This is a genomic window from Paenibacillus soyae (genome assembly GCF_024623455.1).
In the GTDB taxonomy this organism is placed as follows: Bacteria; Bacillota; Bacilli; order Paenibacillales; family Paenibacillaceae; genus Pristimantibacillus; species Pristimantibacillus soyae.
The window spans coordinates 71,751-88,926 of record NZ_JANIPJ010000003.1 but is presented as its reverse complement, the minus strand read 5'-3'; the positions used below and the strand labels follow the sequence as shown (position 1 = coordinate 88,926).

The following is a 17,176-nucleotide window of genomic DNA, read 5'->3' as shown; positions in this document are numbered from 1 at the left end:
CGTCAGGCATAGATATGGTGGAGTATAGCCGGAGCTATATTTTGTCATACTGTTAATGTGGGTTTTGGAAAAGTTTTGGGGGTGCAGTTCGGTGGCTAATTTGCATAATACGAAAAGGATCATGATCAGCTTGCCCGATCAGTTGCTGGAGGAGGTCGACGGCATCGTCGCGAAGGAAAATTCCAATCGCAGCGAGTTTATTCGGCAAGCCATGAAGCTGTATCTGGTGGAGCGCAAAAAGCGTCAAATCCGTGAGTCCATGCAGCGCGGATATATGGAGATGGCAAAAATCAACCTGAACATGGCCTCGGAAGCGTTTCAAGCGGAGGAAGAAGCCGACCATACGTTAGGCCGTCTCGTAAGCGGGGTGTAGAGCTTGATCGTAAAACGCGGAGATGTGTTTTTTGCCGATTTGTCCCCTGTCGTCGGCTCGGAGCAGGGAGGAGTCCGTCCTGTGCTCGTCATTCAGAATGACATCGGTAACCGCTTCAGTCCAACGGTAATCGTAGCCGCCATTACCGCGCAGATTCAGAAGGCGAAGCTGCCCACTCATGTAGAGATGGACGCCGCTACACATGGGTTCGATCGCGACTCTGTCGTGCTTCTGGAGCAGATCCGCACCATCGACAAGCAACGTTTGACCGACAAAATCACGCATCTGGACGACGAAACGATGCGTAAAGTAGACGACGCCTTGCTGATTAGCGTAGGCTTAATCGATTTTTAACAGCATTTGCCGCCATTAAGCGCGAGTTCAAAAAGTCCGGATCGGAGAGGAATAGTGGGCTTTTTGAACAACCTCTTAAATTTGGTGTAGACAATTCATCCTCCTATTTGCTATTATAGGCTCAAATTCATGGCATAACCGAATAGAAGAGCACGAAATGCGAAGAACGCAATGAATCGCCGATTACGGCGGTTGATGGCGTTCTTTTTTTTGTTGCTCCGGGAGGGAAGAAGATGGGGAGAGGAAGGAATAGGTGGATCGGCGTGACGGCTGCCGTGCTGTCGGCCGCGCTGGTGTACGGATTGTACATGCTGCAGCGGCAGCAGCTCGTTCATCAGGAAACGGTGGCCGTGCTGGCGCCGAAACGGTTCGTGGCAGCGGGAGAGAAGCTGGAGCGGACGGATCTGGAATGGATTCGGATGCCGGCAGGAGCGTACAGCAGCGATATGGTGACGGAGCTGGACGCGGCGTCGGGGAAGGAGACGGCGATTCCGCTCGGGCGGGGCGAAGCGATACGGGATTGGAAGCTTAACGAGCATCAGCTGCAGCCGCTTAGCGGGCAATCCACGTTTCAAATTCCGAAGGATTACGTCCGCTCGGTCTCGAACGGCATTCGGGCCGGCGACCGGGTTCTGCTGTACGGGTCCGGCGAGGGGAACGAGTCCAGGCGCGTGTTCGGGGAGCCGGTGGTCGTCGCTTCCGTGAAGAGCTCGGCCAACGTGGAAGTGGACGGGCTGGAGCAGTCCCACCTGCTGTCGATGGCGGAGAACAACAAGGACGGCATGTATGCCGCAAGACGGGACGCGAACGCCATGATCGAATACGTGAATTTGAATTTAACGGAAGAGCAGTGGCTTGCCATCGACCGGCTGTGCAAGGACGGAAGCGTGAAGCTGGTGATCGCCTATAGTCCGGAATCTTACGGCGGCGTCGCGGCGGAGGAGGGGTTGCGGAATGAATAGAGCAGGGGCGCCTATGGCCGCGTTTATCGGGACGACCCCGAACATCGGGACGACTTCCGCCGCGTTTGCGGCGGCTTTCAGGCTCGCCGAGCTCAGCGGCTTGTCGGTCGGCTATCTCTGTCTGAACCTGAAGAGCGCCAAGCTGCATCGGTTTCTCGGCATTGAGGAGCCTGAATTAACGCTCGATAAGCTCCAGCCGGAGCTGCGGTCGGCCTCGCTGACGCCGGAGAGGCTGCGGAGAGCGGCCTATGCCGTTCCGGTGATGCGGAATCTGAGCATTTTGTTCGGCAACCTGGACCGGGAAGGAGCGGAATTCATCGGAGCGGAGGAGATCGATCATCTGCTGGACACGGCAGAGATGGCATTCGATTTCGCCGTGCTTGACGTGGGGGCTTATTGGGACAATGCGGCGACGGTATGCTGCATGCGGCGCGCGTTGTCCCGCATCGTCGTCACGACGCCGGCGTTGTCTCACTTCCAGGAGGACGGAGGGAAGTGGATCGGGGGCGTCTCCGCGCGCTTCGGGATCCGCCCCGATCAATACGACTGCATCGTCGTGCAGCCCTCTTGGGCCAAGGGAGGCTACGGCATGAAGGTGATTTGCAAGGAGCTCGGCTGCTCGCCGCTTGGAGAATTTCCGCTCACCGAAGCTTTGCTCGGCGGGTTCGACCGCGGAGAATTCGGCGCGTGGCTATGGGAGGATCCCGCCGGCAGGACTGCGATGAAGAAGATTGCGGCCGTCTTGATGGAACGGCACGGGCTGCGGGCGGTCTTCCCTTCGATGATGAGGCAGCCATGGTACCGGAAGCTTCGGTTGTATCGGAACGGAGTGAGCTCCTCATGAAGAACGGCAGGTTTTCGTTAGCAGAATTCGCGGCCAAAGTACGGACGGAGGGAGAGAGAGAGCCGGAAGCCGGTGAAGCCGGGGAATCGCGCGGGCAATCGGATTCGTCCGAGGATTTCGAGCGGCTGGCCGGCGAGATCCGGACGTACTTGAGCGCGCCGCGGGGAATGACGGAGGAAGAACGCAGGCAATACAGCGAGACGCTCAATCGGGCGGTGCTTGGCTTCCCCCAGGAGAGGGAGCAGGTACTGGCGGTTATCGAGGATCGGCTATTTCGGCTTCGCGCTCAGAGCCTGCCGGACTATAAGCATCCATACGGCAGTCTGGCGGAAGCGCTGTTCGCCGAGGTGGTCGGTCTTCATGTGCTGGAGCTCGTGCTGGCGAACCGTCAGGGGCTTGAGGAAATTCAAGTGCTTGGCGACCGGATCTATGAGGTTCGCGGAGGGACGGCGTCCTTATCCGAATTCCGGTTCGCCAGCGTTCGCGACGTGGAGCGCATTCAGCAAAATTTGGTTCTCTACAACAATGACCGGATCAATCCGCGCAAGCGCTGGGCAGAGGTCATGCTGAGGGACGGCTCGCGAGTCACGATGACCGGATTCGGCTTCACCTCGCGACCGACGCTCACGATCCGGTTCTATACCGTTCGGCATTACGGTCTCGAGGCGCTGACGGCTCCCCCGTACCGCACGATGAGCGAAGAGATGCGGCGAATGCTGCTTGCCGCTCTTCGCGGAAGATACAATATGGTGTTCATCGGTCCGACGAACTCCGGCAAAACGAATTTGATGAAAGCGATGATCGCGGAATTGCCCGACGACGAGCGAGTCGTCACGATCGAAGGACGGTTCGAGATGATGCTCGGCAGGGATTTCCCGGGGAAGAACATCGTCGAATACGAGACGTCCGAGGAAGACCCCGCCCATAGCGCGGCGCAAGCGTTCAAGCTTGCGCTCCGGCAATCGCCGCAGCGAATCATCCATGCGGAAATCCGCGATGATGACGCTAATATCTATGTAAGGGCCTGCACGCGGGGACATGCCGGAAGCATGACCACGGTGCATGCCAACCGGCTCGAAGACGTGCCCGAAGCGATCGCTGACATGTGCATGCTCGACGGCAGGGGCATGAATCCGGAGAGACTCACCAAACGAATCGCGGAATACGTAACGGAGCTCGGCGTCGAGATGAAGGTGTGGCGGGGGCGGAGAATTGTTAGCCGAATCGGCGAGATCCGGTGGGATGACGGCGAAGTGCGCGTGAGGGAGTGGGCGGTTTTCGACGAGAGCAGAGACGCTTGGTTTTATCCGAATACGCCGTCATCCAGGGCTGCCGCTTGGCTCATGAAGGAGGTGGCGCAATGAACCAGATTTCGATGCTTGCAGGCATGACGCTGTTGTTCATTCTTCTGAACATCGTCTCGTACGGCATCTTGCAGTCAATCGCCGAGAGACGGCGATTGCGAGGCAGGCTCACCTATGAGTCTCCCTATAGCCTGCGCAAGCTGCTGTTGGACAAGAGCAAAGCGTACCTTGCGCTCACGGGGCATATCGGCGAGCTTCTCGAGACGGTGCGGTTCCGGGTGAAAGCGGAGATGTTCCTCGGCATATCGGGCTTGCTGCTGCTGGCGGGAACGTTGGCGGGAGGGCTGTTTTTCCAGACGCCGAAGGGGACGCTGCTATTTGGCTGCGTTGTCGGCTTAAGCCCTTATGTTTGGATAAGGGGACTTCTCGTTCATCGCCGAATGGGCGCGCAGATCGACTTTTTGCCGGCCGTGGAATTGTTCTATCAATGTTATCTCGTGACGGGGGAGCGGCAGGTGAGGGTCGCGCTGCAGCGGACCGTGGAAGAGAAGCGCCTGCTCGGTCCGATGCAGGCGGTGTTCGAGCAGCTGTACCGGAATTTATCCGTGCGCGGCGACGACGAAGCCAGCCTGCGGATCATGGCGGGATCGCTAGGGCATGTGTGGGCGGAATATTTCGCGCAAATATTGAGGGTATCGCTTACCGAAGGCGTATCCGTATCGGAAAGTTTGAGGGAGCTGCTCGGGGACATGCGCAGAGCGAGAAGGGCGAACGAGCAGGAGCGGAATCGGCTGCTCGAGATTCGCGTCGCGAATTTCACCCCGGTATTGTTCCTTGCGTTGTTCATCGGCATTAATATTCGGTACAACCCGAGCAACGCTTATTACTATTATTTGCAGGACGGCGGGGGCCGCGACATGCTGCTTAACGCGGTAATGCTTATATTCGGTTCGTTCTTGATGGGATTGTATCTGTCCCGCAGAAAAATGTAAGGGAGGCGCATCTCTCGATGATGCAATGGGTAACGGCTTGGGCGGCGGCCGGAGCCGTGCTCGGCCAGTTCGTATTCGCCGCGTTCGGTCTCTATGCGCTGTTACGTCTGCTGCCTCGGCGGCCGGTAAGATGGAAGCGTCTGGCGTTCCTGACCTGGCGCAAGACTCCGGCTCCCGACAGCTGGCTGAAGATGTTCGGCATCCGCAGAGAAGGGCCCTCCTATCAGGAGAGGGAGCTGTTGCTTGCCGGCTGCGGCTTCGCGGCGGATCCCGCGTGGTATCTGCTTGTCCGAAGAGCGGGCATTGCCGCTTGCCTGGCTCTTGCGGCGCTCGCGGCCGTTTTGTTCCAGGATCGGCTGTTATCGGTCGCGATGCAGCTGCTGGGCGGCATTCCGCTGCTGGCAGCCTTTCTAATGAAGCTGGACCGCGTGTGGCTTCGAGCCTTGCGCAAGATGAGGGCCATGCAGCTGACCAAAGAAATTTACGTCATCAGCAATCAGCTGCTTTATTTGGCGGATTCCACGCTTAATATTCACACGAAGCTGATGCGCTGCGTCCCGTACACCAAGGTCATGCGCGGAGATCTCGAGAGAATGCTTGCCGAATGGTATCACGATCCCGCCGTTGCGCTGAGAGAGTTCAAGCAGCGGATAGGGACGGATGACGGCATGAGCTTCGCGGAGACGATCGACGCCCTTCGCCAGCATGAGAGCGTTGAGTACTACGAGCTGCTGCGGGTGCGGATTTCCGATTATAAGGAGAAGCTCGAGCTTGCCAAAGAAAGCCGGAAAGAATCGACCTCGTACGCATTGTTCATCATAGCGGGCGTTCCGATTCTGTATACCTTTCAAGTGTTTATTTATCCTTGGGTCAGGGAAGGGCAGAAGCTGTTCCAGTCCCTTGGTTGACGATTGTATCTCGATATATTTCGCACGGGGAGGTGACGGATATGCGCAACATTCTGATGACAGTCATGCTGCTGGTGGTCGTGGTCGTCATGTTCAACACGATCATCGCGCAGGACACGACGGGGACGAGAAGCCAAATCGAGTCCCAAGGCAACGCGGCGAATACGCGGATCAGCACGCTTCTGCCATAAGGAGCGATAGCTTGCCGGAGAGTAATTACGGCGGGGATTGAAGAGGAGAGACAGATCGGAGATCGGTTCAAAAATTTGAAAGTTCGAAGTTTCGAAAGTTAGGCAGGTTCGGGGGTGAGAGCATGAGGGCGATACTGACTTCGATGTTGCTGATCGTAACGGTCGTGTTGATCTATACGACCGTAGCGGATGGCGAAGACGGGCTCAAAAGCGGGATCAATCGTTCGGGCAGCGCCATGAGCGATTACGTGAAGGGAATGAGCCCATGAAGCAGATTCTGGTATTTGTTTTATTCGCGGCAACGATCTGTTGGATCATGTTTTCTCCAATCTACAAGCATGTGGCGATCGTCAGGCAAGCCGTGCTGCAGCAGGAGGTCGATTATTTGCTCGAGGTTGGGGCAAGCGGAACCTACGGTTATATCAGCACGGCGATGGAGGAAGAGTCGAGGCGAAGGCTGGCTGGATTCGGACTTCGTGAGGACGCGGTCGAGTACCGTTATGAGACGACAAGCGGAGCGGACGCGACCGACCCTATGGCCCCCGTCATAAGGGGAGTAGGCATCGAGTTGACCGTAACCTACCCTTTCGAAAATTTATTCCTAATCGATTCGTTAATCGGCGTCACCCCGGTCGGCCCGGACGAGCGAATGAGCGCCTACGGCATGAAGATGAGCGAATATGTCCCATAAACCGGCGAAGGAAGGAGGCGAACCGTCTTGTACAAGCTTGTGCTGTACGTGGCGATGATGGCGATCTGGCTCAGCGCGCATACGCTGCAAATCGAGGAGGAGATGGCGATGAAGGCGCTGTTCCAAGGCAAGCGCGCCGTTAACCGCGCGGCGCATGCGGCCGCCCAGCAAGTGGACAAGACCGCTCTTGCGGACGGCATCGCAAGAATAGATGCTTCCGCGGCCTCCGATGCCGCGGCGCTCTATTTGCAGCGTAATTTGCAGCTGGACGAGAACGGCGAGCCGCTGGCCCGTTCCTTCCTCCGGGAACGCGTGGATATTCTCGTCTTCGAGGTCATAAACGATGATCGGGAATTTCCATTTTTTTATCGGAACGAAGATTATGATTTCGAGGCGGTGCTTAAGCAACCGGGTGTAGTACTTATTGTAAGAATGGCTCACCCCCGTCGTTTTTCGGTCATGGAACCGATTAGCTGGGAAATTAAGGGCACGGCGGAGCTGGTGGTAGGTTGACTGCGAATTGGAAAATTGGTGTAATAGGAGGGGGGAACGAATAGGGGGAGAATCATAATGGACAGGGAATTAACGAAACGGCTTCATCCCGATTATTTAAAGGCATACCGCATTGCGGATTTCATCGGCAACGGCATCTTCCTGCTCCTCATTATCGCGTATGCGATCATCGCGAAGTGGCAGGATTGGACATGGATTCCGGTTTGGATTTGTTTAGGCTTGCTGGTATTGTTCCTCCTTATATTCACATGGCTGGTTCCTGCCGTGAAGTATAAACGGTTTCGCTACGAGCTGTTCGAGGAAGAGCTGGAGATCGAATCCGGCGTCATCTTTATTAGCAATGTGCTGGTGCCGATGGTGCGCGTGCAGCACGTCGAGCTGGGAAGCGGCCCGCTTATGAGAAAGTTCCAGCTGGCGACGGTTTCCGTCGTAACGGCAGCGACGACTCATAAAATCGCGGGATTAAAGAAGGAAGAAGCGGAAGCGCTCAAACGACGTATCGGACAGCTCGCGAAGGTGGAAGACGATGCTGAATGAACGGCGTACGCTGCATCCGTCCTATATATTGTTCGTCGTCTTTTCGATTATCAAGGGTTTCCTGCCGATTATTATCGTATTTCTGCTTAAGCGGCCGGACTGGGCGGATATCAAATGGTACTGGTACGCGGGAGTCGGCGGCCTTTTATTGATTTTTGTGCTGCTTAGTTATTTGTCTTGGCGCAGGTTCGGCTTCTGGCTGGAGGAAGATCGGATTATTATCCGCTCCGGCATTCTGTTCCGCGAGGAGAAAACGATCTACTATTCCCGCATTCATTCCGTCAATATAGAGCAGCCGTTGATCCAGCGTCTGCTGGGCGTCGTCCAGCTGAAAATCGAGACGCCTGGCGGCAACAAAAAAGCCGACGGCATTCTGCATACGTTGAAAACGGAGGAAGCGAACGAGATCAAGCAGCTGCTTCGGCGGCAAACGCCAGTCGCCGGTCAAGAATCGGGGACCGAAGCTGGCGGCGCGGCCACGGAGATGTCCGGGGCGGGAGCCAGCCTTGCTGGCCCGGAGTCAGCTGGCGTGGATGCTGTGGGAGCGGCGGCGTCATTCGATACTCGACAGGTCTCCTCCGTTAATGTCAGCTCGACGGCCGCCGGTAATGATAAGCTTTCCGGGCAGAATGGTGCGGCCGGTACGCAAGGCATCGACATCCCGGATGCCCAGATAACGTTAGGTCCGGGCCAGCTGTTCCAGGCGGCCGCCTCTTCGCTTAACTTTGGTTTGGCGGCGGCGTTCATCGGCGGTCTGTATTCCTTTGCGGACGATTTTCTCGATTTACTGCTCCCGGAGCATTTTTTCGAAGACGTCGTAGAGGACTCGATCCGTTCAATGCCCAGCGTTTTTCTTATCGTGGGAATCGCCGTGGTTGTTATCCTTTTTGCCTGGATTCTGTCGATCCTGCTCTATATATTGAAATATAGCGGGTTTACGCTGCGGCGAGACGGCAAGCAAGTGATGCTGTCATATGGTCTTCTCGAGAAGAAGAGCATCCTCTTCGATCCGAAGAACGTGCAGGCCGTCATCGTGGGCGAGAGCTGGCTCCGGCAGCCGTTCGGTTATGCGGAGGTTAAGCTGCAGGTCGTGTCCTCGGACAAAAACGAACAGCTTATGCTCCATCCGTTCATCAAAGCGACGGAGATCCAGAAGCTGCTTCACAGCTTCGTGCCCGGCATAATGACTCACGCTTCGGAGCAATTGGCGTTATCGCCTCGGAAAGCGCTGATCTACTACGTGCGGATTCCGCTGCTGATCGCCCTTTGCCTCTGCATCGCCTGCATCTGGATTTTCGGGGCAGTCGGCGCATGGTCGCTTGCCATTGTGCCTCTTACGCTTTGGTGGCGCATTAGCTGCCATCGTGCGGCAGGGCTGCTGCTTCATGACGGACAGCTCACGATCCGTAAGCGGATCCTTCATCGCATCACCTATTACGTTCGCAGGCCGCGTATCGTCGTCATGAAGGTGAAACGCTCGGACGCCCAGCGCCGCAGAGGAATCGCCGCGCTATCCGTTAACGTCCTAGGCAGTCCCTTCGGCTACACGGTATCCGGAATGGAACAATCCGTTATCCAGCCGATCTGGAACTGGTTCAGCCGGAGCGGCAAGAACGGACGCAAAGGTAACGGAATCGGAATAGGTGAAGGGGACGGAGATGGGGAGTCAATCAGCGTCTAATAGAAGCTAACCCTTTTTCGAACAATAGCAATGACACGCCGCTTTTGCGGCGGTCATTGCTTTTTTGTTGCGCAGGGTCTCCGTTTTCGAGCTGCGGGTTGTTTTTCGGGGCTGTAAGGCGTTGTTACCGCCTTAGAGACTCGCAGGTGCTTCTAGCTGCTGCTGCAAGGCGATATCGGCGCCTTAGAAGCTGGGGCGCGCTGTTTTTCGGGGCTGTAAGGCGTTATTACCGCCTTAGAGACTCGCAGGTGCCTGTAGCTGCTGCTGCAAGGCGATATCGACGCCTTAAAAGCAGGGGCGCGCTGTTTTCCGGGGCTGTAAGGCGTTATTACCGCCTTAGAGACTCGCAGGTGCCTCTTGTTGCCGCTGCAAGGCGATGTCGGCGCCTTAAAAGCAGGGGCGCGCTGTTTTCCGGGGCTGTAAGGCGTTATTACCGCCTTAGAGACTCGCGTGTGCCTCCAGTTGTTGCTGCAAGGCGATGTCGGCGCCTTAAAAGCAGGGGCGGGCTGTTTTTCGGGGCTGTAAGGCGTTATTACCGACTTAGAGAGTCGCGGGTGCCTCTAGTTGTCGCTGCAAGGCGATATCGACGCCTTAAAAGCTGGGGAACGCTGTTTTTCGGGGCTGTAAGGCGTTATTACCGCCTTAGAGACTCGCATGTGCCTCTAGCTGCTGCTGCAAGGCGATATCAGCGCCTTAGAAGCTGTGGCGCGCTGATTTCCGAGTCTGTAAGGCGTTATGACCGCCTTAGAGACTCGCATGTGCCTCTAGTTGTCGCTGCAAGGCGATATCGACGCCTTAAATGCAGGGGCGCGCTGTTTTCCGGGGCTGTAAGGCGTTATTACCGCCTTAGAGACTCGCGGGTGCCTCTAGCTGCTAGCTCCCATCGCGCAGCGACTGAGTCGGAGGTATCGACTGTTGTTTTGGATGCAGTAGCCCAAGCGAAGCGAAGGGAACGTTCCGGAGAAGCGTCAGCGCTCGCCTTTGCAAATGGATTCTAACCGCAGAATAGTCCTAATGAAAAGAATCCATTTGCAACAGCGATCGGAGGAATGATCCCTTCGCACAGCGACTGAGGCGAGGGTAACGATCAGTTTTGATGTAGTAGTCTATCCAACACGCCCAAGCAAAGCGAGCAATGCGGGCGGAAAGTGACGAGAGGTTGAGCCAGCAAAAAAAAAATTTCACCCCAATGAACGAAATCGACAACCTCGTCGTCTAATCACCAAAGGACAACAAGAGAGATGGGAGAATACGCCATGCACGATGAGGCGGCAATCATAAAACAAGCGGTAAAAGGCGACATACGGTCGTTGTCCGAATTGCTTCGGCTGCATTACTCCTTCCTCTACCAGTACGTCCTGAAGCTGACGATGGATAAGAGCAAAGCCGAGGATATTACGCAGGAGACGATGCTGAAAGCGATCGAAAAGATCGGGACCTACAAAGCGAAAGCGAAATTTTCGACGTGGCTGATCGCCATCGCGTCGAGGCTCGTCATCGATCGCGCGCGAAGAAGCCAGAGGGAGCGCAGGTACGTGCAGGAGGAAGGCGCGCTGCGTCAGCTGCGGTACGAATCGCTGGGCCGAATGAATGACTGGCCGGACGCGCTCGAGGCGCTGGGACAGCTGGACGAGAATCACCGCATGGCCGTCCTGCTCAAATATTATTACGGATATGCCCAAGAAGAAATCGCCGATATGCTGGATACTCCCCTAGGCACGGTCAAGTCTAGAATCCACGCAGGCATCAAGCAACTGAGGAAGGAGATGGCCCAAGATGAAGAAGAACGGAGCTCATGACGAGGAACAGCTATGGTTCGACGAGCAGGTGAAGACGGGGTTGTTGAAGTTCGACCAAGCCTACGAGAGACCGGAGCCCGAGCTGGCGCAGCTGGAAGCCTTCGTCGCCGAACACCGCAGGCAGCATCGAAGGAAGCTGCTGCGGGAGCTTGCCTTGTTCTGGCTTGTCGCCGCGATTGTTCTGACCGCGATACTCGGTTTGCTTGACCGCAGCTGGATCTGGTACGTCACGCTTCAAGGCATTTCGGCGGTCGGCGCCATTGGGTTCATCGCGGCGGCTTCCGTGAAGAGGAGGAAGCAGTCATGGAAGAACAGTTAAGGGAGTCGGTGTGGTTCTGGCTGGGGCTCGCGGCGATTCTGCTGACGCAATCGACATGGCTGTTCTTGGATGCCCGCAAGAGAGAGAGCATGCCCTGGTTCTGGGGCATATGGGGACTCTTCCAATTCCCGCTGCCGCTTATCTTCTATTGGCTCATTGTCAGACTGCGACTATTTCAGAGGGGGAAAAGAAAATGAACGAAACAACAATGGAAATTAGCAAGCTGATTCCGATCATCGCGCCTATTTTTGTCATCCAGCTCATTCTCATGGTTATCGCGCTGATTCAATGCTTTAAGGCCGAGGAGACGAGAGGGCCGAAGGTTGTATGGGTGCTCGTCATTATTTTCGTCAACTTGCTCGGTCCGATCGCTTTCTTCCTATTCGGCAGGAGGATCAAAGCATGAATCGTCTTCTTCAAGTCGAAGGTCTTGTGAAAACCTTCGGTACGACCCAAGCGGTTAAAGGCATTGGCTTCAACATTAAGGAAGGCCGATGCACCGCGCTGCTTGGTCCGAACGGGGCTGGTAAAACCACGACGATCCGGATGTTAACCGGATTGCTGAAACCGACGGAAGGCAAGATCGAATTCCAAGGACTTCGTCCCGGCGAGGATCAAAGAAGCCTGCTCGGTTATCTGCCGCAATCGCCCGCATTCCATAACTGGATGAGCGGCATGGAGTATGCGGTATACGCGGGGAAGCTGTGCGGGCTAAGCGCGGGCGAGGCAAAGTCGCGGGCCAAAGAGCTTCTCGGACGCGTTGGACTGGCCGATGCCGCTAACCGGAAAATCGGGGGTTATTCCGGCGGCATGAAGCAGAGACTAGGTCTTGCGCAGGCTCTTATTCACCGCCCGAGACTGCTCGTCATGGATGAACCGGTGTCCGCCCTGGATCCGATCGGTCGCAGGGAAGTGCTGGGAATCCTTAAGGAATTGAAGGAGGAGACAACGGTATTATTCTCCACGCATGTCCTGCACGATGCGGAAGAGTTATGCGACGATGTCGTCATCATTCAAAGCGGTCAGGTTGCCCTGCAGGGATCGCTGTCCCAGATTCAAAGCGATCACCGCCGTCCTGTCATCGAGCTGAAGCTGGAGGATAAGGAATCGTCGATGGAATGGGCCCGATCGTTCGTGGAGCGGCACCAAACGGATGATGCTTGGCGCATGATTATAGAGGATGCGCATCTCGAGGATCGCACGCTGCGATTGACGGTCCTCGATATGGAGAAGGCGAGGCAGGCGTTAACCGAAGAACTGGCGAAGCAGAGAGTGGGCTTTGTTCGTCTGGAAGCGGGCTACTCCTCGTTAGAAGATCTGTTCATGAAGGTGGTGGGAGCATGAATGCCGGTAAATTGCTGACGTTGGTGCAGAAGGAATGGCTGGAGCTCCTAAGAAGCTTCAAGCTGATATGGGTTCCGCTTGTATTCGTCGTTCTTGGTATTATGCAGCCCGTAACCAGCTATTATATGCCTGTCATACTTGAGAAAGCGGGAAATATGCCGGAGGGCACGGTGATCGAAATTCCATTGCCAAGCGGAGCCCAGGTGCTTGCGGATACGCTGTCCCAATTCGGGGTGATGGGACTGCTTATTCTCGCGTTGTCCTTCATGGGCACGGTGTCCGGCGAGCGTAACAGCGGGGCTACGTCTCTGGTGCTCGTCAAACCGATCTCGTTCGGCACGTATATCGCGGCGAAATGGATCAGCATGATGACTCTAACGTGGGGCGCGCTCCTGCTCGGCTACGCCGCATCCTGGTACTACACTTGGCTGCTGATCGAGCAGGTGGCCTTCGGACCCTTTCTCCTTAGCTACATTTTATTTGGCCTTTGGTTTACTTTTATCCTTACGGGTACGCTGCTATTCAGCACGCTTCTGCGAAGCGCGGCCGGGGCTGCTTTCTCCTCGCTTGGACTTGCTGTCCTATTGTCGTTGCTAGCGGGTCTTATGCCTAAATATTTGAGCTGGAGTCCGGGCTCCATAACGGGCTCGGCTTATCAGGCCGTTCAAAGCTTGGAAGGTTTCGACGCCCTCGCCAGCTTCGGTTGGTCCATTGGCATCACCGTCTTGTTAATCGGGGCGGGGTTGATCGGCTCGGCCGCCATGCTTAGACGTTCTCCGGCACTAGATTAAAAAATGTAAGCCGCCCTCCGCAAAAAGCAGTGTGAACATAAGGGCTCCGCGGGTTATAATGGAATCAACAAAGGGCGCTCGACCGCCCTGACACCAAAGAAGGAGCTGACGGCGATGAACCTAGTGGTAGAGCAGGCGGCGGCACGATGGTACAAGGAGCAGATGGGGCTGAGCGACGGCGACAGCTTGCGCATCTTCGTTCGTCTTGGCGGTTGCGGCAGCGTCCATCCCGGCTTGTCGCTGGGCATTACGAAAGAAGAACCGAGGAAGCCCGGCTTGCTACAGCAAGTCGAAGGCGTTAATTTTTACATGGAAGAAGACAACGTCTGGTATGTAGACAACAAGGAGCTTCGCATCTCTTTCGACGAGAAATACGAAGAGATCAAGATGAACGTCGTTTGAAGACGGACGCTTAAGGCGTCTCTTACCGGAATGTAGAATTCCGGTAAGAGACGCCTTTCGCCCGCAATGGCCATTCCGAACGCTGTTACGCGCATCGGCTGTCCAATGCGGCAAGGGAGATTAAGAATTCGAGCGATCGGCTTCCGCGCTCAGCTCTTCCAGCGACTTGACCTTGCCATGAGTAGGACGCTGGGTATGCTTCCGTTGATGCCAAGCGTTCTCTCTGCGGCGTTTGGACGATGACATGGTCTCCACCTCCCTTCCTTCGTTAGAATGGCGAAAAGCCCCCCGTCTCATGCGCCGAAAGCGCGGAGACGAGGGGCTTTGTTATGCCCAATTATTACACGCCGGAGTAAGCCATAAATCCGCCGTCCACCGGAACCGTCGTGCCCGTAACGAAGCCCGAGGTTGTGTCGTCCACCAGCCAAAGCAGGACGCCGAGCAGATCCTCCGGCTTGCCGAAGCGGCGCATCGGCGTATGCGAGATGATCTTGCCCGAACGAGGCGTCAGGGATCCGTCTTCGTTTATAAGCAGCTTATGGTTCTGTTCGGTCAGGAAGAAGCCCGGCGCGATCGCGTTGACCCGAATGCCCGCGTCCGCCATATGCACCGCCAGCCATTGCGTGAAGTTGTTGATGGCCGCTTTGGCCGCGCTGTATGCCGGCACCTTCGTCATCGGAGACGGCGCGCTCATGGATGAAATATTAATAATGACAGGACTTTGGCGTTCCAACATCTGCTCCGCAAAAATTTGAGACGGAATAAGCGTGCCGACGAAGTTCAAATCGAGCACGTTGCGAAAGCCCGTTATGCTGAGGTCGAAGAAGCTGGTGACGCCTTCGAGCGTCTTATCCTCCGGCTTATAAGTCTCGTTCGTCGTGTTGGCGCTCGGATGATTGCCTCCGGCGCCGTTAATCAGAATGTCGCAAGGGCCAAGCTTCTCGAGCACGACCCGAGCGGCTTCGCGCGTGCTTTCCGCATCGGTGACGTCGCAAGCGACGCCGATGGCGATGCCTCCGGCCGCCACGATCTCGTCGGCCACCGTCTGGTTCTTCGCCTGGGTGCGCCCAAGAATAGCCACCTTGGCTCCCTGCCGGGCAAGCTCGATCGCCATGGCGCGGCAGAGCACGCCGGCTCCTCCCGTCACGACCGCTACCTTCCCGCTGATCGAATCATGAATCGGCTGCTGCTTGCTCATTACGCTTCAGCTCCTTTGCCGTTTTTGGCGTATTCGAATCCGTCCCATAGTCCCCACAAATGCATGATGCCAAGCGCGCGGTCATAAAGGCCGTAGCCCGGGCGGCATTTCTCGTCCCAAATATGGCGTCCGTGGTCTGGACGTGCATAGCCCGTAAAGCCGATATCGTGATACGCCTTGACGATGCCGGCGATATCAACGGATCCGTCCTGCGTGCGATGGGAGCTCTCGATAAAATCGCCGTTGTCGTAGCGGCGGACGTTGCGGATATGCGCGAACGGAATCCGGTCGCCGAATTCGTGAATCATCGAGATGATATCGTTGTCCGGGTTCGCGCCGAGCGAGCCGCTGCAGAGCGTTATGCCGTTAGCCGGATGATCGACCAGCTTCAGGAACTTGCGGAAGTTCTCCTGGCAGGTCATGATGCGCGGCAGGCCGAAGATGGACCATGGCGGATCGTCCGGGTGAATGGCCATCCGAATGCCGTTAGCGGCGGCTACCGGAATGATTTCCTTCAGGAAATAAGCGAGATTGTCCCACAGATGCTCTTCCGTAACGCCTTGATACGCCTCGAACAGCTTCGTCAGATGCTGAAGACGCTCCGGCTCCCAGCCCGGCATCGTAAGCGCGGAATTCGCGTTGATCTGCTCGACGAGCGCGAAAGGATCGGCGTCCGCGATGCGGCTATGCTCGTAGAAGAGGGCGGTGGAGCCGTCCTCCATCTCCTTGTGCAGGTCCGTGCGCAGCCAATCGAAGATCGGCATGAAGTTGTAGCAGATGACTTTGACGCCGACTTGGCCAAGCTTCTCGATCGTGCGTTTGTAGTTCTCAATGTATTGCTCGCGCGACGGAAGGCCAAGCTTGATGTCCTCATGCACGTTAACGCTTTCAACGACGTCGATATGAAGCCCCGCCGCGTCGGCTTGCGCTTTGAGCTCCATAATTTTGTCCATCGGCCATTCTTCGCCCGCGGGAACGTCATGCAGCGACCACACGATGCCGTCCGTTCCCGGAATTTGTTTGATATAGCGGAGAGGAACCGTATCATTGCCTTCGCCGAACCATCGGAATGTCATCTTCATAGTGCATAAACCTCCTCGTTTGTTCAATCCTTGTAATAATGCGGGTACTTCTCCTTCAGCATCGCTTGGTCTGCGATGTTCAAGCTGAGGTGCAGCTTCATCAGCCCTCTGGCCCCCTCGGCGTTCCCCGAACGAATGGCATCGGCCATCGCCAGGTGCTGCTCATACAGATGCTGCCAGTTGTGGTCGTCCGCGAGTCTCAGCCTGCGGCTTCGGTTCAGATGGATCGTCAACTGGGACAGGGCGCCCCACGTGTGGCTCTTGCCGCAGCCTTCGAACAGGATGCGGTGAAATTCCTCGTCCAGCTCGAACATGCCGCTTTCGTCCAATTGACGAATGCTCTCCTGCTGCTTCGCCAGGTTCGTTTCCAGGCGCGACATCGCGTCGGCGTGGAAGGACGCGCATGCGAGCTCGATGACGGCCGTCTCGAGATGCTCCCTCATGAACCTGGCTTCTTCCACGAGCGCCGTATCGATGAGCGAAACGAACGTTCCCCGCTGGGGAAGCACTTGAACGAGGCCCTCCTGCGCGAGCCGCATAAAGCTTTCGCGGACAGGCGTCCGGCTGACCTGGAATTGCTGGGACGTCTCGTTCTCCGACAGAGGCGTGCCGGGAGGCAGCGACAAGCTCAAGATCTGCTCCTTTAATGAGGCGTAGACCGCATCTCTCGTCGAGAGCGTCCCCTGACGGCGCAAAAAATCCATTGGTATGCCTCCTTTCAAACATAAATCGTTTATTCTTACATACTACCATACAAGTATACAAGTGCGAAAGAGGGGAGCTGCAGTTGGCGCAAAACGATGACAAGGCAAGAAGACGGGGAAAGAGAAACTCGCCGCCGTATTCATGAAGAGCCAGCGGAGAATACTGAACCTAAACATTTTGGTATAA

24 protein-coding genes are annotated in these 17,176 nt (G+C 56.3%); 20 read left to right on the top strand and 4 right to left on the bottom strand.

Features of this window, described 5'->3' with window-relative positions:
• Positions 1-91 precede the first annotated feature (91 nt).
• The 20 genes from NQZ67_RS05570 (at position 92) to NQZ67_RS05475 (ending at position 14,005) form a co-directional block, all read left to right on the top strand.
• Positions 92-373: a CopG family ribbon-helix-helix protein gene (locus NQZ67_RS05570; protein ID WP_257443558.1), complete on the top strand. Its 282-nt coding sequence runs from the start codon at positions 92-94 to the stop codon at positions 371-373.
• Between the two features lie 3 nt (positions 374-376).
• Positions 377-727 carry a type II toxin-antitoxin system PemK/MazF family toxin gene (locus NQZ67_RS05565; protein ID WP_087569551.1) on the top strand — a complete coding sequence of 117 codons (351 nt, stop codon included), beginning with the start codon at positions 377-379 and terminating at the stop codon, positions 725-727.
• A 233-nt stretch (positions 728-960) separates the two neighbouring features.
• A complete protein-coding gene (locus NQZ67_RS05560) occupies positions 961-1,689 on the top strand; it encodes an SAF domain-containing protein (protein WP_257443552.1) in 729 nt (242 codons plus the stop codon).
• A complete protein-coding gene (locus NQZ67_RS05555; protein ID WP_257443549.1) occupies positions 1,682-2,533 on the top strand; it encodes a P-loop NTPase family protein in 852 nt (283 codons plus the stop codon). The genes NQZ67_RS05560 and NQZ67_RS05555 overlap by 8 nt, the downstream gene beginning before the upstream one ends.
• Positions 2,530-3,897: an ATPase, T2SS/T4P/T4SS family gene (locus NQZ67_RS05550; RefSeq protein WP_257443547.1), complete on the top strand. Its 1,368-nt coding sequence runs from the start codon at positions 2,530-2,532 to the stop codon at positions 3,895-3,897. The genes NQZ67_RS05555 and NQZ67_RS05550 overlap by 4 nt, the downstream gene beginning before the upstream one ends.
• Complete coding sequence (locus NQZ67_RS05545; RefSeq protein WP_257443546.1) at positions 3,894-4,829, top strand: type II secretion system F family protein; 936 nt, start codon at positions 3,894-3,896, stop codon at positions 4,827-4,829. The genes NQZ67_RS05550 and NQZ67_RS05545 overlap by 4 nt, the downstream gene beginning before the upstream one ends.
• A gap of 17 nt (positions 4,830-4,846) precedes the next feature.
• A complete protein-coding gene (locus NQZ67_RS05540) occupies positions 4,847-5,737 on the top strand; it encodes a hypothetical protein (RefSeq protein WP_257443544.1) in 891 nt (296 codons plus the stop codon).
• 41 nt (positions 5,738-5,778) lie between these two features.
• Complete coding sequence (locus NQZ67_RS05535) at positions 5,779-5,928, top strand: hypothetical protein (protein WP_257443542.1); 150 nt, start codon at positions 5,779-5,781, stop codon at positions 5,926-5,928.
• Between the two features lie 122 nt (positions 5,929-6,050).
• Positions 6,051-6,197, top strand: a complete 147-nt coding sequence (locus NQZ67_RS05530) for a hypothetical protein (RefSeq protein WP_257443541.1) — start codon at positions 6,051-6,053, stop codon at positions 6,195-6,197.
• Positions 6,194-6,619: a hypothetical protein gene (locus tag NQZ67_RS05525; protein WP_257443540.1), complete on the top strand. Its 426-nt coding sequence runs from the start codon at positions 6,194-6,196 to the stop codon at positions 6,617-6,619. The genes NQZ67_RS05530 and NQZ67_RS05525 overlap by 4 nt, the downstream gene beginning before the upstream one ends.
• Positions 6,620-6,646: 27 nt before the next feature.
• Positions 6,647-7,132 carry a hypothetical protein gene (locus tag NQZ67_RS05520; RefSeq protein WP_257443539.1) on the top strand — a complete coding sequence of 162 codons (486 nt, stop codon included), beginning with the start codon at positions 6,647-6,649 and terminating at the stop codon, positions 7,130-7,132.
• 57 nt (positions 7,133-7,189) lie between these two features.
• Complete coding sequence (locus NQZ67_RS05515) at positions 7,190-7,669, top strand: PH domain-containing protein (RefSeq protein WP_257443537.1); 480 nt, start codon at positions 7,190-7,192, stop codon at positions 7,667-7,669.
• Positions 7,659-9,350 carry a PH domain-containing protein gene (locus tag NQZ67_RS05510; protein ID WP_257443536.1) on the top strand — a complete coding sequence of 564 codons (1,692 nt, stop codon included), beginning with the start codon at positions 7,659-7,661 and terminating at the stop codon, positions 9,348-9,350. Before NQZ67_RS05515 ends, NQZ67_RS05510 begins: the two co-directional genes overlap by 11 nt.
• A 1,256-nt stretch (positions 9,351-10,606) precedes the next feature.
• Positions 10,607-11,149: an RNA polymerase sigma factor SigY gene (sigY, locus tag NQZ67_RS05505; protein WP_257443535.1), complete on the top strand. Its 543-nt coding sequence runs from the start codon at positions 10,607-10,609 to the stop codon at positions 11,147-11,149.
• Entirely contained in the window at positions 11,127-11,468 is a 342-nt protein-coding gene (locus NQZ67_RS05500) for a YxlC family protein (protein WP_257443533.1), read from the top strand. The genes sigY and NQZ67_RS05500 overlap by 23 nt, the downstream gene beginning before the upstream one ends.
• Complete coding sequence (locus NQZ67_RS05495; RefSeq protein WP_257443531.1) at positions 11,453-11,665, top strand: sigmaY antisigma factor component; 213 nt, start codon at positions 11,453-11,455, stop codon at positions 11,663-11,665. The genes NQZ67_RS05500 and NQZ67_RS05495 overlap by 16 nt, the downstream gene beginning before the upstream one ends.
• Positions 11,662-11,874 (top strand): PLD nuclease N-terminal domain-containing protein, encoded by a 213-nt coding sequence (locus NQZ67_RS05490; RefSeq protein WP_257443529.1) that lies wholly within the window; start codon positions 11,662-11,664, stop codon positions 11,872-11,874. Before NQZ67_RS05495 ends, NQZ67_RS05490 begins: the two co-directional genes overlap by 4 nt.
• The gene (locus tag NQZ67_RS05485; protein ID WP_257443528.1) at positions 11,871-12,812 is read left to right on the top strand and encodes an ABC transporter ATP-binding protein; all 942 of its coding nucleotides are present in this window, start codon (positions 11,871-11,873) and stop codon (positions 12,810-12,812) included. The genes NQZ67_RS05490 and NQZ67_RS05485 overlap by 4 nt, the downstream gene beginning before the upstream one ends.
• Positions 12,809-13,603 carry an ABC transporter permease gene (locus tag NQZ67_RS05480; protein WP_257443526.1) on the top strand — a complete coding sequence of 265 codons (795 nt, stop codon included), beginning with the start codon at positions 12,809-12,811 and terminating at the stop codon, positions 13,601-13,603. The genes NQZ67_RS05485 and NQZ67_RS05480 overlap by 4 nt, the downstream gene beginning before the upstream one ends.
• Positions 13,604-13,717: 114 nt before the next feature.
• Positions 13,718-14,005 carry a HesB/YadR/YfhF family protein gene (locus NQZ67_RS05475; RefSeq protein ID WP_257443524.1) on the top strand — a complete coding sequence of 96 codons (288 nt, stop codon included), beginning with the start codon at positions 13,718-13,720 and terminating at the stop codon, positions 14,003-14,005.
• A 120-nt stretch (positions 14,006-14,125) separates the two neighbouring features.
• On the opposite strand, the gene NQZ67_RS05470 is transcribed toward NQZ67_RS05475, so the two are convergent.
• The 4 genes from NQZ67_RS05470 to NQZ67_RS05455 all read right to left on the bottom strand — a co-directional run bounded on the left by NQZ67_RS05470 (position 14,126) and on the right by NQZ67_RS05455 (position 16,989).
• Positions 14,126-14,251: a DUF6254 family protein gene (locus NQZ67_RS05470; RefSeq protein WP_257443521.1), complete on the bottom strand. Its 126-nt coding sequence runs from the start codon at positions 14,249-14,251 to the stop codon at positions 14,126-14,128.
• Between the two features lie 94 nt (positions 14,252-14,345).
• Complete coding sequence (locus tag NQZ67_RS05465) at positions 14,346-15,203, bottom strand: SDR family oxidoreductase (RefSeq protein ID WP_257443519.1); 858 nt, start codon at positions 15,201-15,203, stop codon at positions 14,346-14,348.
• Positions 15,203-16,285, bottom strand: a complete 1,083-nt coding sequence (gene uxuA, locus NQZ67_RS05460) for a mannonate dehydratase (RefSeq protein WP_257443517.1) — start codon at positions 16,283-16,285, stop codon at positions 15,203-15,205. The genes NQZ67_RS05465 and uxuA overlap by 1 nt, the downstream gene beginning before the upstream one ends.
• 23 nt (positions 16,286-16,308) lie before the next feature.
• On the bottom strand, positions 16,309-16,989 hold the full coding sequence (locus tag NQZ67_RS05455; protein ID WP_257443515.1) for a GntR family transcriptional regulator: 681 nt from the start codon (positions 16,987-16,989) through the stop codon (positions 16,309-16,311).
• Positions 16,990-17,176 lie beyond the last annotated feature (187 nt).